This is a genomic window from Turicibacter faecis, from assembly GCF_037076425.1.
GTDB classification, from domain to species: Bacteria; Bacillota_I; Bacilli_A; order MOL361; family Turicibacteraceae; genus Turicibacter; species Turicibacter faecis.
Genome location: NZ_AP028127.1, coordinates 369,494 through 386,679, shown reverse-complemented (window position 1 = coordinate 386,679; position 17,186 = coordinate 369,494). Strand labels below are relative to the sequence as shown.

Sequence of the window (17,186 nt, the reverse complement as noted above, 5' to 3'; positions counted from 1 at the left end):
TTACAGGTTCAACTCCTGTGATAAAATGGCCACGGCTCGTTCTTTATCTAAACGATCAATCGCATAAGAAATACTAATCTCCGAAGTCGTCACTTGTCTAAATGGTATTTTATGATCACTTAAAATTCGGAATAAGCGACCACTCACTCCACTTTGATTTCGCATTCCCATTCCGACGACTGAAAGCTTTGAAATTTCAGACTCCATACACACATGATACTGCGGATCTAACTCGTCCATCACCGCTTGAACCGCCCCTCTATCCTCAACTTTGGCCGTAAAGGATACACTCAGCAGTCCCTCGAATGAGGCCGCCTGACTAATCATGTCCACATTAACATGACGCGCGGCTAACTTGTCAAAAATTAAAGCCATGTTTTCTGCTGCGTCAGGAATCTGACTAATCGTTACCATTAAAATATCATCACAAACACTTAGTCCTGTTACTACTTTTTCTTCCATTGTCCCATCATACTCCTTAATATACGTTCCCTTCTCTTGGTTCATGCTTGAAGCGACATAAATAGGAACTTTATACTTTTGACCGATTAAAATTGACCTTGGTTCCATGACTCCTGCTCCAAGACTCGCCATTTCCATCATTTCTTCATAACTAATCACTTCTAATTTCTTAGCCGGCTTATACAAGCGTGGATCGACAGAATAAATCCCCTCAACATCCGTATAAATATGACAAGGAAAAGATAATTTTGCGGCAAGTGCAACTGCCGTCGTATCTGATCCTCCACGGCCAAGTGTTGTTATTTCCCCTAATTCGTTCATACCTTGAAATCCCGCGACAATGACAATTTTTCCTTCTGCCAAATAATCCTTAACTTTATCAATATCAATATCGATAATTTTATTTTTGGTATGAGGGCCCACCGTTTTAATTCCCGCTTGAAATCCCGTTAAAGAAATAGCCTCGTACCCTTCCTCCTGAAGCGCCATCGTTAATAAAGCAATCGAGACTTGTTCACCCGTCGAAAGTAATAAATCTAACTCTCTTTCATCGGGGTGTTGACTGATTTGACCCGCCAGTTCCACTAAATGATCCGTTGTTTTTCCCATTGCTGAAACAACAACGACCATATCCAGACCCTTCTCCTTTTCTCGGATAATTCGTTTGGCTACATTTTTTATTTTTTCTGGCGTCGCCACTGAGGTTCCCCCATATTTATGCACTAATCCCCTCATGATTCTCCCCCTCTATAAAACTTCTAACGCTAATAATTCCTCTAATGTTTGTCTACGGCAAACTAATCGACATTTTTCATCGTGAACAAAAACAACGGGTGCCTTCGGAATTTTATTATAATTTGAAGACATCGAATAACCATACGCCCCCGTTGAAGCAATAATTAAAATATCTCCGCTAGCAATTCCTAAAATATCAACATCTGTAATTAAAATGTCTCCACTTTCACAACATTTTCCCGCAATCGTTACTTGTTTTTGATCACCACTTCTCATTTTATTAACAATCGCACACTCATAGCGTGCCTGGTAAAGAGAAGGCCGGATATTATCAGTCATTCCGCCGTCAACGCTAACATATGTCCTAATATCCTTAATGTCTTTTGTTGATCCTACCGTATAAAGTGTGCTTCCCGCATTGGCCACGATTGAACGTCCAGGTTCAATAACAAGGGTTGGGACCTCAATACCTAGCCGCTGACAAGAGCTATCAACTTTACTCAAAATAGCTTCACAAAACTGCTCGATTGTTTTTGGGTGATCATTTTCAGTATAATATACGCCTACTCCCCCACCGAGATCCACCTCTCGAATCTTAATCTGATACTTCTCGTCAAGTTCTTTCACTAAGTTCATCATAATGTCTACTTCATCTAGGAAAGGTTCTACATCAAAAATTTGCGATCCAATATGAGCGTGCAATCCAACAAGCTCTAGGTGCTCATAGCGTGAAAAAACCGATAAACACTCATACAAGTCACCATTGGTTAACGTAAACCCAAACTTAGAATCAATTTGTCCTGTTTTAATGTAATCATGGGTATGGGCTTCAATCCCAGGCGTTATCCTTAAATAAATGGCTTGCTTGCGTCCACGCTGCTTACAAAACGCCTCAAGTAAATCAAGCTCATAATAATTATCAACAACAAAACGACCAACCCCTAAATCAAGACCCATCTGAATTTCATCAATCGTTTTATTATTTCCGTGAAAAAGAACACGCTCCATTGGAAATTCCGCCTTATGGGCCGTGTACAGTTCACCACCCGATACCACATCTAGATATAGACCTTCTTCCTTAATTAATTGACACATGTAAAGTGGTAAGAAAGCCTTTCCTGCATAAGCAACTCGATTTTTACGTTCATTTACTTTAAAATAATTCACATAATCTCTACAATTTTGACGAAGTAATTGTTCATCAAATACATATAACGGAGTCTGGTAACTTTTAGCGAGATCTAAACAACTCACCCCTCCAATATGTAATTCATCATTTTTTACTGACATCGTTCCTAATAGTTTCATTGCGTCGTCCTTTCTTTAGATAACGAAAAAATCGTACTTACAAAGAAAAGCTCCCCAGATTAAAAGTTAAGGAAGCTTCATTCATCATCCCATATAAAAATGGTATTAGCACTTGTGAGACTGGCCGAATTATTCATCTCACTTATCGTACAGTAAAAAATATATTCACGTCTAAGCCAATTTATACGGATTCGATACGTTTTAATAACCGTTTTCTTACGATTTTTTCCAATCATTACTCGTTTTATTCTACATTTAATTAGGGTATGATAGAACTATTCCTAATCGTATAAGAAATGGGGAATTATAATGTTTGAAGAATTAATGATGCAACCTTTGTCACACTTCTATGAGGAAGGAACCTATGAAGAAATTCCTTACTGCGCCAATTGCAATTTAGAAGTAGGCCCTGGAGGGCGAGTTGATACTAGATTTCCCGAACGTGACGATTATAATCGTTGTCGTCAATGCATCGGTAAATAAACAAAGACGTGAATAAGAATAACCCCAGTTATGCTTATTCACGTTTTTTCATGGCAACCTTTCAAATGACTAAATGACATATAGACTCTCATTCATAACAACATCATGGTCACCAATGATTGACCCTAACTCCGGCATTAAAATTGAATGTGCCCCATTTTATGCTTTTATTTTTGAAAAATAAACACGAATTTAAACAATAACTCTCTCTTTTTATGAAAAATACATTATATTTTACTTTATTTTTTAGTTCCCGCGCATGTTGGAGATGACAAAAAAGCATGAAAATCACTCAGGATCTTCATGCCTCTTATTTATCAAGGTTCTAAAATCAATTGCTTATCTAAACGATACACTCGGTCACAGCAAGCAAAAATCTCTTCATCATGAGAAATAATAATAACACTTTTATCTTTTAAATAGGTACGAATACACTCGATGATTAACCGCTTATACTTCCCATCGACATAATTTAGCGGTTCATCTAAAATATAGACTTCCCCGTCTAAATACATCCCACGTAAGAGTTGAATGATTTTTTGTTCGCCGCTTGAAAGAAGCGGAGTGTCGGGCTGAACCGTTGTATTTAAATCGCGTTGATTATCTTTTAGCACATTTAAAAGTGATTGCACTTCTTCTAGAGCGAAAAACGCGTCTAACTTTTCTGAAGAAGGATCCGTTGTGAGTGCAATATTTTCAAGAACAGTTCCCCTAAATAAAAATGATTTTGGAGGAAGATAGATGACGTGTTCCCTAATCGCTCGCGCATTAAGCGCCGTATAATCTACACCGCTATAGTGTAGATTCCCTTCATATACGTCACGCAATTTAATTAGGAAACTAGCAAGCGTTGATTTTCCGGCACCATTTCCGCCTTTAATTCCAACTTTTTCACCTTTGGCTAACACCAAATTCAAGTGATTAAACAGAGTCCGGTGTTCATACGAAAAAGTTAAGTCATTAATCACCAGGTCCGTATACGTTGGAAGCTGTGTCGAAGAAGAGTCCGGCTCCTCCCCGAGTAAAAGAAAATTCTTAACTCGCTCAAATGAGACGTTCCACACCTTCATTTCCTTTGTCAACTCCATAAATGTTTCGATTGGACTCCATACCTTAGAAAAATATAAATTAAACGAAATTAACGCCCCTATCGAAAGTTGCTGATTAAATACTAAATACCCACCAAAACAATAAATCAACAACGTCGCTAAATTCATCACACCCGTCACCCAAAAATAATCATACTGCATCACGTTTTTTGTTTTTTGAAGTGATTGTTTAAAATACCGATTCAGTCCATGATGAATCCGATGCTCCATAAACGATTGCGCACGATTTACTTTAATATCCAGACGCCCTGCCATGAGTTCCTCTGCCATACTTTTTAATTGTTCGTCTTCTTGAATCAATGCGTGACTTGTCTGCTCGATTCTTGGCGCATAAATTTTATAAAGAAAAAGGAAAATGGGGATTAACACTAATAAAAGCAAGGTCAAAATCACATTCATCCTAAACATGATGAAAATTAACGCGACGACATAACCCCCATCAATCAAAACATCGACCCAGGCACTAACGATTAACGTACGAATGGTCTCAGTATCATTAAAAATTTTTTGAATAATTTCCCCTGTTGTCGTGGAAATAAACTGATCATTCTTACCGTTAAATAGTTTGACTAACATATTCTGCTTCATTTGATTTAATACCCGAATCTCAATTAACTGTTGTAAATAATACTTTAACGATAATACACATGAAAATAAAATCATTGCTCCGATGAGCAACAACGTCGTTGACTTAAATCCCCCTAACTGTTGGTACTGAATATCATCAATTAATTGTTTCGTTAAATACGGAATCAGTAACAGTAACCCTTTAACCAAAAGGCTAACCGTGATGTAAAGTATGAGCCTTCCTTTTGATTGATGATACCCCTCAAAAAATTGATAAACTTCCCTCATCCAATCTCCCCCCTTTTGAACTATTATCTCTAGTCTGCCTCTTTTACCATTATATGCAAATCATTATTCATAAAAAAACACGACACCCTTCATCTTGTGTCGTGTTTTTTTGTTTTATTTTACTCAGCTAATTCCACTTTAACCGGTTGTGGAGCTACAATTTCTTTATCGATTCCTACAATATCTAAGATTCTTTGAGAACGTTCACGAGTCGATCCTGTGATAAGTTCATATTTCACATTTTCGGCATTTAAGAAACCTAAAATCGCATTATCGACTTGTTGTGCGACTTCTTCGTCTTGCCAACGAACCCCATCTTTTTTATATCCAAATTCACGAGGAACAAAGAAAATATAGTCATAGTTTGGTAAATCGCGAATCGCTAAACTGTATAAATCATTTAAAATTTCAATTTCTTTTTTCGTACGTTTTTTATCCCCAAGCATTAAACGTCCATAAATATAAGGAACAAATGTTGCATAGTCTGTCACGGCATACTCATGTCCTTTTAAAGCATTCTCTAAATGTAATTGTCCCAAGTAAATTCCATATTGTTCCGAAATCGATTCAATCATCCCTTTATCACGTAAATAATCGGTACTATATTCCGTCGCTACCCCTACGTTAATATCACGAATTTTCATATCGACATATAACTGTTGAATCAGCGTTGTTTTCCCACATCTTGGTCCACCTAGGATTGCAATTCTTACTGTCATCTTTCACGTCTCCAATGTATCGAATTTTTTTATCTCAGAACTCTTCTTTGAGTCTAAATTATATCAATAAATCACATTTTTTTCAACGACATTTTCTTTCAAACACCGACACCCATTTAGGCTACTTATTAACAGTTCGGTATTGAATCGCCAACCCCTTTAAGAAGTTACGTAAATAGCGATCCCCACACTCACGATAATTTTTATGACCCTCCTTACGCAATACAGCACTTAACTCTCCCTTTGAAAGCGAAACACCCGCTAAATTCAAGATTGAAATCACTTCTTCCGCCGTTAACGATAACGCAATTTTTAATTTTTTTAATACAATATTGTTAACATTATTGCGCTTAATCGTTACGGGCTGAGACGTCGATTCTGTTTTTTGTTCCTGTGGCCCACGTTTAAAAATAATTAATCCATTTAAAAAGGCGTCTAACATTTTGTTTGTACACACAAGCGTTTCTTCATCACTCGCATCTGTAAACCCGAATTCCTCTTTAACCTTTGTTAATAACTTTTTAACATCGTCTTCTGTGAGTATAACGCCACCTAGCTTGAAAATTTTAACCATTTGACCATCTTTTAAATTTAAGGCATATCGAATTCGTATTAAAATATCGTTATTGTTCATGTTGAATCCTCCAATAGTTCGTCTTTTTTCTTATTATATCACGAAAAAGGGAGCCACCTCATAAAAGATCGCTCCTTGTTTATTATAGCGACTTCGGTGTCACTAACTCTAAATGATAGAAATCTTCATAACCATAATCACCGACATGATTTAAATAAACACGAATAATTGCTCGAATGTTTGTGCCACAGCTTCGAAGTTCGTCTTCTAATTCGTCACTATTATGGTAGTCAATTAAACGCTCAACCACTTCTGAAATCGTCGATGAATCTAATTCTAACAAATCGACGTTTGATTCGATGTAACTTCCTTCTCGTAAAAACATCACTAAATAATATTGATCCACTTGAAATGCCTCCTCAACGTTTTACTTTATTATAGCATAATTCATATTTTATTCATCAGTTGTCCATCCTACTTAACGAAAATATTTTTTTATCGACAAGTTCGACATTTCAGAGTATACTTAAAAAATATCGCTAAAGGATGTGAAATGATGCGTTTAAATAAATTTATTAGTGAATCAGGAAAAGCGTCTCGTCGTGGAGCAGATAAGTTAATTGAAGAGGGACGCGTTAAAATTAATGGACGAAAAGCGAAAATTGGTGACCAAGTGAAACCTGGAGATGAGGTTATGGTCAATGGTCAACGTCTTCGCTTAGCGCGTAATAATGTCTATATTGCCTTAAATAAACCGGTAGGTATTACGTGTACGACAGAAAAAAACGTCAAAGGAAATATTATCGATTTAGTGAATCACCCTCTTCGAATTTTTAATATCGGGCGACTTGATAAAGATTCAGATGGGCTCATTTTGTTAACGAACGATGGAGATATCGTGAATGAAATTTTACGGGCTGAGAATAATCATGAAAAAGAATATATTGTCTCAGTTGACAAACCAATTACCCCTGAATTTATCGAAAAAATGTCAAAGGGAGTTCGAATTCTTGGAACAAAAACGCTTCCTTGTTATGTAGAACAACTCTCTAAGTACGAATTTAAAATCATTTTAACCCAAGGTCTTAATCGTCAAATTCGTCGGATGTGTGAAGCATTAGGGTATGAAGTTTACCGCCTTCAACGTGTCCGCATTATGAATATCCATTTAGGAAATCTTCCAATTGGACAATGGCGCGACTTAACAAAAAAAGAAAAAGATCGTTTATTTAAAGATTTAAACTATACACCACAAGAGTGGTAAAAAAAACAGCGATTCCTACTAAGAAGGGGTCGCTGTTTTTTCATTTCGTTTCATCTGCTTCATCAATGCCCGGGTATCGGAATCAGTTTTTAAAGATTCCCTAATTTTTTGGAGCGCCTTATTATAAGTAAAGGTATCAAGTGTTGTCTTTTGTAAATATCTTAACGTTAGCTGTGGATAATTCACATAACAAACAGAAATCGCCCAGGCAATCGCCATCCGCACATAATAGCCGGAATGCATCGTTTCTTCAAGCAACCCAAGCACCTGCTCCACATAACGATTATTCACATAATAATTCAAGAGCATCACGACGCCAAAACGGACTTCAAATTCATTCGTCGATTTTAAATACGCCGTGACTTCAGACCAAAAATACTCTGGATGACGCCCCACCACCTTCAATCCTGAACAAAAACTATCGCACACTGACCAGTTATCAATCAATGGAACAAATTCTTTGATGTAGTAAAGGTGGCGCTCAAGAGGAAGATTCTTCAGGTAACCAATGACCATCCCTCTTAACATCACTTCCTCAAAGTAAACCATCTCACGCTCTGATAAAAAAGAAGTAGCTTCCTCTTTCACAATCTTTTGTGCCATTTTCCTTAAGTAGGGTAGCCTCACCCCTAGAATATGAGGTGTCCCCGGTAATAAACGTGAGGCGAAGACCTGATAATCAGGCTCTGCTAGCTTTAAAAGTTCAGCCCTTATATTCATTAATCACCCTCCTAAACAATTTTAAGACCTAGCAAGCTGGCTAATGCGACCGCCTGCTCGCTTGAAACGGTCAATCCTCTTAAGTTTTCAACTGGAACGATGATCTGTTGAATATCACAACTTGAAAAGTCGAGGGTTGCTAACGATGTATTTATAAATTCACTTTCTGCTAATTGGCATTCTTCATAGCTTACCTTCTTATACTGGCATTCATTAAAACTGTTGTTTTTCATTTGATTATTTATAAAGTTAACAAATTTAAATTTACTGTAGGAAAAATTAGCATATTGCATCGTATTCTCCAAAAAAGTAGTATGCCAAATACTACAATTCGATAAGTCACTCCCTGTTAATCGACAATTTTTAAATTCACAGCGATGGATACTTCCATCCATTAATTTTAGATGAGAGAGCTCGCAATTTTCAAAGACGGTATCCGTTAGATCCATTCGGTCAAATTGACACGGTTCGAAGTGAACATTTTTAAAATGACATTTGCTAATATAAAGGCGATCCATCAGTTGAGATGAAATCGTCACATTTTCAAATAACATTCCTTGAATAAAAGAGTCTTCTCTAATAAGTAACTCAAAACATTGTTCAGGTTTCAACAATGGGGATAATTTCGGTTTTTCTATTTTTTGCATTTTCTATCGCACCCTATTTCAAATTTACTACTATCATATCACGATTTCTTCTTCTCTGTCTTCCTAAAAAAAGCCATCTACAGCGAACTAAACTTATGCTTAGTTCGCTGTAGATGGCCTTTAACCCACTCCCTATCTCTTATTCCTACATTTTAGAGAAATTAATTAACCGTTGACTTTTAATAATGGGTGCCTCCTGAGTTAATTCAATGACCGTTTGAATCATTCCTAACACATCTGAAGGATGAGCCCCGATAATTCGCTGTTGAATTTGTAAGCTATAATATTTTTCATACGGTTGTTTCACCGGATATAGCGTATATAATGTAGTAATCATTGGCTGAATTAAGTCTTTTCTCACACCCGCATAAGGTGTCATTGGGCCACGACTATCAATCATAAACGTTTGTCCTGTCGCCGGGCAAGTGACTCCAATCATTCCATTCATATTAATATATCCAGCTTGACACGTCAATTTTTTAGCTAGATCCTCTTCATCTAGTAGAAGTTTTAATCTGTTATCCTCCAACGTGTATAAACGAACAATCACCGCATCATTCTCGCCGCCTGTTCGCCCTGTAATTAAAATTTGATTTTGATTCATCTTTAAAAAATCGCCGAGAAACAACTGTAAATCGTACCCTATAAGATCTAATTGAAACTTTAATTTTCGATCATCCATATAATGAATTAATAATTCGACTTGCTGAATATAGGGTTGATTCGGACTATACGGTGTTCCAAAAAGAACGACTTTTTCACAATTATAATCTCCATCGATATCACCAAATTGAATACTAAGAACTGCTTGATCAAGTTGCATACTCCTGATTCCTCCCCTCATCTCTTTAAACTATATGTCCATCAAAGAAAAACATGATTAGGCAATAAAAATCTTCTAAAACTAAAACCCGTTAAATACAAAAAAGGAGCAGGTAAGCCGTTTATTTCAACGAATGACCCATGATTTTTACAAAATACTCCGCTTTATTCCCGAGTCATGAATCAATCGGTCTTTTCTTAGCAAAAAAAAGATGGGCCCTTTCCCAATAATAGCCCATCTGAATATAAATTAAACGATTTTCAAACTAGTCAACTCACCGTCTATCTCCCAATCGAACAGAATTTTACACCTTAAGAAACAACCCGAATGACTGGATACATATGAACTAAAGACCGAATCTAGCGACGATAAAACGCTCTAACAATTAAACCTTTTATCATCACCTATCTTTTAGCTCCCCCTTATAAAAGACACCTTCTTTATCCATCTTTTCACGATAGAGGCCCTATAGACTGATAACCTTTACCCCCATAAAGGTTCTTTAACAATTAAAAAACTCCCAATAATTAAATGATATGCATGATAAACTCACGACAGACACTTCCCACCTATAGAGTTAAATCCAATAACTAAGACTTTATCTCTCATCAACTCTATACATTGATTATAGCGAAGTCTATCCAAGAATTCGAGTGCGCAAAGGTATACAACAAACAAGAATCCCCTTTCTTTTATACAAAATCCCTCTCTCTTTTTTTAGAGAGAGGGATTTTCAAATTAGTCCACTGATTTTAATGATTCCACCATTTCGACGTTTTTTAACTTATAGTACATGGCAAAATTCACAATTACAGCAAAGAGAATGGTTAATCCCGCTGCGTATAAATAACTAGTTCCCGCAATTTGACGACCAAACATCATCATGTCTACCTCAACTGTCGTCATAACAAATAAATGTAATAACACTCCTAATCCAAGCCCAACAAGTGTTCCAATTAACGTTAAAATAATATTTTCTCGATAAATATAGGCTGATACTTCCTGATCGTAAAAGCCAAGTACTTTAATCGTTGCAATCTCACGCATACGCTCCGAAATATTTACATTCGTTAAGTTATATAACACAACAAATGCTAAAGCACCCGCGGAAATAATTAATAAAATAATAACATAGTTTAAATTCGTTAACATGTCATCAAAGTTATCTTTTAAAGCCGAAACAAAGCTCACCCCACTAATCTCATCACGTGCCATCAATTCACTAGCAACTTGAGACTTCGTCTTCGAATCAGACAAATCAGAAGAAACGAGTAATTGATTAGGCTCTACTTCTCGTCCAAATAACTTTTGATACAATGACTTTGATAAATAAATATAGTGAGAAATGTAGTTTTCTGTAATTCCTACTATACTAACCTGGGCCTGCTCTCCCTTCGAATTCTCAACCGTCACCTGGTCACCCACCTTAACCTTTAACTGTTTGGCTGCCTTTTCAGTTAAGATCGCCCCCTGATCTGTGAGTTGAAGTTCTTCGTTAGTCAAGCGATTTTGGAAATGAATCACATCCCCTAAGCTCTCTAAATCATCTGGGATAAATAACGTCAGTTCCTTCTGCTCATCATTTGCCATCACTTTACCATTTTCGGTCGTTGTCAATAAAGTAGCACCGAATGTTTCCTCATGAGACAACGCATCTTTAAACATATGACGATCCGTATTTGTTACCATTCGATCAAAAGAAATCGTCATATCATATAAAAATAAAGTATTGAATTGTTTATCCACAATCGTACGAATGGAGTCTTTTAACCCAAATCCGGTTAAGAGTAATGCCGTACATCCCGCAATCCCAAATACAGTCATAAAAAATCGTTTCTTATAACGGAAAATATTACGGACAGTCACTTTGGCAATAAAGCTTAATCGATTCCAAATAAATGGAATTCGTTCTAGTAAAATTCGTTTTCCTTCTTTTGGGGCCTTCGGTCTCATTAAAAGTGAAGGGGTCTCGACTAATTCTGCACTAAGTGCAAAATAAGCAGATAAGGTCGTCACAGAAACGGCAATAACAACCGCCAATAAAATGAGCGGCCAACTAAATACAATAATCGGTTGAGGTAAAATATACATCATCGAATACGCATTTACAACAACACTTGGAAACACGAGATTACCTACAGCCACACCTAGTATACTTCCAATCATACTAGCAAGTCCGGCATAAATCAAAAATTTAGAGGCAATTTGATATTTCCCATACCCAAGTGCTTTCAATGTTCCGATATTCATTCGCTGCTCATCTACCATCCGTGTCATGGTTGTTAGGCAAACAAGGGCAGCTACCATGAAGAAGAAAACCGGGAAAACTTGTGAAATCGCGTTAATACTATCGGATGCCCCTTGATAATCAACAAATGAATAATGTTTATTTCGATCGAGAATCAACCATTTAGGATGCGATATTTCATCAATTTGTTCTTGAGCCTTTGCTAGTTGCTCCTCGACCTTTTTGAATTCTTCTTCTGCCTCTTTCTTACCTTCCTCATATTGCTGTTTTCCCTCATTATATTCTATTTCACCTTGTTGCAGCTGACGTCTAGCTTCGTCAAACTTCTCCTGAGCTGTTTTTATTTGAAAATCTAACTGAGTTTTTTGCTGGTTTAACGCTTCTTTCGCTTGTATTAACCCTTGCTTTGCCTCAATTAATTGTTGTTCACCGTCAATAAGTTCCTGTTCCTTTTTAGCAAGTTCTTCTCTTCCAGTCTGTAGTTGTTCATTCGCCTGTTGATATTGAGCTTCAAGCTTTGTTAACTCTTCCTTTGTTGCCACCTTTTCTTCTTCAGATAACAACGGTCCATTCAATAATTCCTTTAATCCATCAATGGCTTCAGCTAATTGACTAACCTTAGTTGTTGCTTGATTCATTTCTTGTTTAGCTAATTCAATTTGCTCCCAGGATGACGCTTTTATAGCGTAAAATTGTTGATATTTCTCATCAAATACTTTTTGTTGATCAGTGAGTTCTGTTTCGGCCTGATTTAACTGTTGTTTGGCCTGATTGATGGTCGTTTGAAAGGCAGACTCTTGTTGTGTCAACTCATTTTTACCCGAGGTAATGGTTTGTTGTGCCTCCTCTAACTGGGCGGCAGCCTGTTGTAACTCGCCTTCAACCTTTTTCCGTTGAGCGTCATACTCTTCCTTCCCTTTGTTCAATTCCTCCGTTGCAGCCTGCACAACTTCATCATAGCGTACTTGCGTGCGTTGGTGAGCTACCTCTTCTATCGACGAAACGAGGGGATTTAACGCCTCTTGATATTTTTGACTAAAGGTATCTAAATCTCTGACCCCTTCCGCGGTTAAAAAGATTTCGGTATATATTTCTGACTTAAAATCTTCTTGTGGAATCATCACAAAGCTAGAAATCTGACCACTACCGATAGTTGAACTTCCCTTATCAAATGATAGGTAATACGGCGTTTGTACAATTCCAACAACTGTGTATTCTACCGTGTGAAGTTGATCACTAAGCGGGGTGTCGGTTCCAGACTCAAGGGTTAACTTAGAACCAATTTTAATTTGATCCATATAAGCACCTTGCTCAATCACAACTTCACCTGATTTTTGTGGGAGGCGCCCTTCAATGACTTTCACGCGATTAAGATAATTTTTATTTTCGTCACTTAAATCTTTAGGCAATGCGTGCAGCTTAAGGACTAATTCACGATTATGATACGTCGTTAAAACATCTTGTGAATAAGTCGGAAAAATTCCCTCAATTCCATCGAGCTTTCGAAGGGCCTCAACATCATCTTCGGTAAAGCCCAATGTGGAAACAAGACGTAAATCCATCATATGATAATCGTCATAGTATTGATCCACAGTCTTTTCCATTGAAAGAGGCGCCGACTTGATTCCAACAAAAAAGGCTACCCCTAACGCACAAATCATTAAAATTGAAAAAAAGCGTCCAAATGATTTTTTGATATCTCGAAATGTGTCTTTTGTTAAACTTTTCGCCATCGTTACCACTCAATCCTTTCAACAGGAATCGGGTTCTCATTGATTTCAATACTCGCAACTCGACCATTACGAACATGGATTACTTTATCTCCCATCGGGGCAATCGCAAGATTATGAGTAATCATGACGACCGTCATTCCCATTTGTCGACACGTATCTTGTAATAACTTTAAAATAGCCTTCCCTGTATTGTAGTCAAGTGCTCCCGTTGGTTCATCACAAAGGAGTAGCTTCGGATTTTTGGCTAACGCCCGTGCAATCGCAACTCGTTGTTGTTCCCCACCCGATAATTGAGCTGGAAAGTTATTTTTACGATGGGAAAGACCGACCGCCTCCAATACTTCATGAATATCTAATGGATTTTCACAAATCTGCGTTGCTAGTTCAACATTTTCAAGGGCTGTTAAGTTTTGAACAAGATTATAAAATTGAAACACAAACCCTATATCGTGGCGACGATACGTAATTAATTGCTTATTGGTGTAATGGGTAATTTCTTTTCCCCCAACAAAGATTTCACCACTGCTTGCAGTATCCATCCCCCCTAATATATTCAAAACTGTACTTTTCCCGGCCCCACTCGCACCTGCGATGACGACGAACTCACCTTTATCAATCGAAAAATTGACGCCACTCAATGCTTCAATCTCAACTTCACCCATTTTATAGATCTTTTTTACCTCTTTAAACGTGATATACTCCTTCACACACCGTCACTCCTTTTATAGTTACAATTCACTAGTTAGACCGTTACCTACATGCCTTGAATCCGCCCTATCTCTCCCCGGTTTCTTCATTATCCTACCGATAAAATAAACAAGATTTCACCGTTAGGAAAATAAGATAAGTTGTTTGGTTTCTATAAGGGAAAGACCCACTATAAAGGGAATAAAATCTTTGGGAATGTATTCAGTTATTATAAGTTATAACTAAATAAACTGCCTTTCACCTTTGATTATCCACACTTTCCAACCTATCGTGATACCGAGCAAAACGGACGAAATTCAACATAAAACCATTTATTTAGATCCATCGTAGAACCATTATTTTAACTTATAATTATCTTTAATTATGCGTGAGTTCCTATAAAGATACAAGACTTAAATCTAAATTTATTTAATCCCTACATCTATTTTTTTCATTTTTTCTCTTGCATTATTTCAAGAAGGATGTTATGATATTAAACCAACCCCTTGCGTTAAGACAAGGAATGTTTCGAGGTTTAGGGAAAGAACAATTTCCATGTACTGTTCTTGATGTGTTGTTAACATTATCGTCGGAAATGATAATGACGAAGCATTCACAAAAAGAAAGTAATTACCACATAAGTTAATTACGAGCGCTTTTTCATAAATAGAGCTCAGATTGCAAACGTAAATGATAAACAATAGATTATCACAGAAACCAATATGACGGCTAATTTCCGAATAACAGACGGAAAACGCGGCCACTAGGCTCTGTTTATTTTTCTTGTTTAAACGCACCACGCGTTTTATAGGAAGAAGGCCTGTAAAACCTTTGGGGTTATTAAACACCAAAGGAGGATATAAAAATGAAACAAATTCAAATGTTAAAAGACGCGGTTAAAGGTTTAGTTATTGGAACTGCCTTATTTTACATCACACCGCCGTTCATTGAAATGATTGCAACACTAACTTCTGTTAGATAAAACATCAGTTATAAATGAAAACAGCCCAGATGGGCTGTTTTTTTTATTGTTCTAAATGATCATTCGGATGGACGATATCGTCAACGAATTCTTTTGTTTTATTTACCACTTTTTTTGAGGCATGCTCAATTTTCTCGCCCACGTTTTCTAGACCATCTTTCGCTTCATGTAAAACGTGTTCTGTTGCATGAGCGACATGTTTGGCTCCTTTAGCGATATGATGAGCGACATCTTCGGCAACATCCTCAGCACCATTCACCACTTTTTTAGCCCCATGAGCCACGTCTTCAGCCGCATCTTTAACACCATGGGCTGCTTTATGCGCCATTTTACTTGCGTTGTACGCTACGTCTTCGGCAACATCCTCTACCTCATTCATCACTTTTTTAGCTCCATGTTCTACATCAGCCGCTAAATCTTTAACTTCATGGGCAACTTTATGCGCCACGTGTTTGGCTCCAGTTGCCACTTCCTCAGCAAACTCTTCTTGATCGGGAGTACGATTACAATTAGACATTTAAACTACCTCCTCTAACGAAATTGGTTTCATAAACGGAAACCACTATTAGTATTCTCAAATCCTCTTTAAAATACGCAAATTTATATTTTTTTCGACGGGGCAGCGCAAATTTTACAACTTTTAAATCAAAAAAATTTGTTCAACGTGCAACCTATATAAATAATTGTTATATCCATCTTTTTATAAGTCATCTAACGATTAATCTCTTTGACCAAAATCATTTAAATTCTCCATCATAGACTAATAGGGCTAATTAACATTCTCATAAGAATAAATCTAACAAGTTAACTTTTCATCTTTTATAATTAAGTTTCCCTTTGCATCAACCTTTCAAACATTTCTCACTTTTTATTCCTACCACCCCAGTTCCCACCTATTTTCAAATAAACGCCTATTTGCATTCTTTTTGATATATTCAAACGCTTTCATTTCGTGTTATAATAAGAATAAATCTAGTCTTTTTCGGGGGAGGAAGCATTTCATTGTGTCACATTTAAGTCTTGAAGTTAATTATAAACATTTCCGTGATTTATATCTATGTTTTTGTGGAATACACCAGTGCGAGTCTTCTCATTCGTTTGGACCGGCTATCCGCTCTAACTATTTATTACATTTTGTAATGGATGGAAAGGGGCGTTATTACTCAAAAGATCAATGCTATGAGATCACTAAAAATCAATGTTTTCTCATTCGTCCTGACGAACTTACCTTTTACCAGGCTGACCCGGTCCAACCATGGACTTATGTTTGGATTGGGTTTGATGGAGAAATGGCAAAAAAATATTTAGAGGCTGCGGGATTTTCCGACCAACAATTAGTCTTACACTACGAGCATTGTGAAGAGTTACAAAATTATGTCACCGAAATGCTCAACTACAACAGTCTTACACAGGCAAATGAATTAAAATACCAAGGATTACTTTACTTATGTTTAGCAAAATTAGCGGAATCAGCTCCAAACAATCTATCTAAACAGGCTAAAAACGAAAACCATTACATTAACCAGGCCATTGCCTTTATTCAAAATAACTATGCCAATTCTATTAAAGTTAGTGATGTATCCCACTATCTTTGTCTCAATCGAACCTATTTGACTGCCTTATTTCAAAAGCATGTTGGCATGTCTGTTCAACAATTCCTGATCCAATTTCGAATGACAAAGGCCGCACAGTTGTTAACTGAAACCGACTTATCCGTCTCGGATATCGCCCGATCCTGTGGATACCAAGATCCACTTGCGTTTTCAAAGTCTTTTAAAAAGATTCACTGTGTCTCACCTACTGAATTCCGTCTCATAAAAAAACAAGACGTCTAACT

Annotated in this window: 15 protein-coding genes; 3 read left to right on the top strand and 12 right to left on the bottom strand. The window is 36.9% G+C overall.

Annotated features, from left to right (window positions below; genetic code table 11):
• Positions 1–1,197, bottom strand: coding sequence for an aspartate kinase (locus AACH31_RS01895; RefSeq protein WP_338617790.1), 1,197 nt, complete (start codon positions 1,195–1,197; stop codon positions 1–3).
• A gap of 12 nt (positions 1,198–1,209) precedes the next feature.
• The gene (lysA, locus tag AACH31_RS01890) at positions 1,210–2,505 is read right to left on the bottom strand and encodes a diaminopimelate decarboxylase (RefSeq protein WP_262950928.1); all 1,296 of its coding nucleotides are present in this window, start codon (positions 2,503–2,505) and stop codon (positions 1,210–1,212) included.
• Between the two features lie 309 nt (positions 2,506–2,814).
• Here lysA and AACH31_RS01885 point away from each other — a divergent pair, with 309 nt between their 5' ends.
• A complete protein-coding gene (locus tag AACH31_RS01885) occupies positions 2,815–2,988 on the top strand; it encodes a hypothetical protein (protein ID WP_161831920.1) in 174 nt (57 codons plus the stop codon).
• 317 nt (positions 2,989–3,305) lie between these two features.
• Here the strand turns inward: AACH31_RS01885 and AACH31_RS01880 are convergent, their stop codons facing one another.
• The 4 genes from AACH31_RS01880 to AACH31_RS01865 form a co-directional block, all read right to left on the bottom strand.
• Positions 3,306–4,952, bottom strand: coding sequence for an ABC transporter ATP-binding protein (locus AACH31_RS01880; protein WP_338617788.1), 1,647 nt, complete (start codon positions 4,950–4,952; stop codon positions 3,306–3,308).
• 119 nt (positions 4,953–5,071) lie between these two features.
• Positions 5,072–5,671: an ATP/GTP-binding protein gene (locus tag AACH31_RS01875; RefSeq protein WP_262951100.1), complete on the bottom strand. Its 600-nt coding sequence runs from the start codon at positions 5,669–5,671 to the stop codon at positions 5,072–5,074.
• Between the two features lie 121 nt (positions 5,672–5,792).
• Positions 5,793–6,305 (bottom strand): DUF1456 family protein, encoded by a 513-nt coding sequence (locus AACH31_RS01870; protein ID WP_262951099.1) that lies wholly within the window; start codon positions 6,303–6,305, stop codon positions 5,793–5,795.
• Between the two features lie 82 nt (positions 6,306–6,387).
• Positions 6,388–6,651 carry a hypothetical protein gene (locus AACH31_RS01865; RefSeq protein ID WP_262951098.1) on the bottom strand — a complete coding sequence of 88 codons (264 nt, stop codon included), beginning with the start codon at positions 6,649–6,651 and terminating at the stop codon, positions 6,388–6,390.
• A gap of 150 nt (positions 6,652–6,801) precedes the next feature.
• On the opposite strand from AACH31_RS01865, the gene rluF reads away from it, so the two are divergent.
• Positions 6,802–7,509: a 23S rRNA pseudouridine(2604) synthase RluF gene (gene rluF, locus AACH31_RS01860; protein ID WP_161831914.1), complete on the top strand. Its 708-nt coding sequence runs from the start codon at positions 6,802–6,804 to the stop codon at positions 7,507–7,509.
• Positions 7,510–7,527: 18 nt separating this feature from the next.
• On the opposite strand, the gene AACH31_RS01855 is transcribed toward rluF, so the two are convergent.
• The 6 genes from AACH31_RS01855 to AACH31_RS01830 form a co-directional block, all read right to left on the bottom strand.
• Complete coding sequence (locus AACH31_RS01855) at positions 7,528–8,229, bottom strand: DNA alkylation repair protein (protein WP_338617786.1); 702 nt, start codon at positions 8,227–8,229, stop codon at positions 7,528–7,530.
• A gap of 11 nt (positions 8,230–8,240) precedes the next feature.
• Positions 8,241–8,876, bottom strand: a complete 636-nt coding sequence (locus AACH31_RS01850) for a pentapeptide repeat-containing protein (RefSeq protein WP_262953834.1) — start codon at positions 8,874–8,876, stop codon at positions 8,241–8,243.
• 145 nt (positions 8,877–9,021) lie between these two features.
• Positions 9,022–9,699, bottom strand: a complete 678-nt coding sequence (locus tag AACH31_RS01845) for a hypothetical protein (protein ID WP_262951097.1) — start codon at positions 9,697–9,699, stop codon at positions 9,022–9,024.
• Between the two features lie 738 nt (positions 9,700–10,437).
• Positions 10,438–13,680 (bottom strand): ABC transporter permease, encoded by a 3,243-nt coding sequence (locus AACH31_RS01840; RefSeq protein WP_202618747.1) that lies wholly within the window; start codon positions 13,678–13,680, stop codon positions 10,438–10,440.
• Between the two features lie 2 nt (positions 13,681–13,682).
• A complete protein-coding gene (locus AACH31_RS01835) occupies positions 13,683–14,387 on the bottom strand; it encodes an ABC transporter ATP-binding protein (protein WP_161831909.1) in 705 nt (234 codons plus the stop codon).
• Between the two features lie 1,005 nt (positions 14,388–15,392).
• Positions 15,393–15,866 (bottom strand): hypothetical protein, encoded by a 474-nt coding sequence (locus AACH31_RS01830; RefSeq protein ID WP_161831908.1) that lies wholly within the window; start codon positions 15,864–15,866, stop codon positions 15,393–15,395.
• 487 nt (positions 15,867–16,353) lie between these two features.
• Between AACH31_RS01830 and AACH31_RS01825 the strand changes: the two genes are divergently transcribed.
• A complete protein-coding gene (locus tag AACH31_RS01825; protein WP_262951094.1) occupies positions 16,354–17,184 on the top strand; it encodes an AraC family transcriptional regulator in 831 nt (276 codons plus the stop codon).
• The last annotated feature ends 2 nt before the right edge of the window (positions 17,185–17,186 follow it).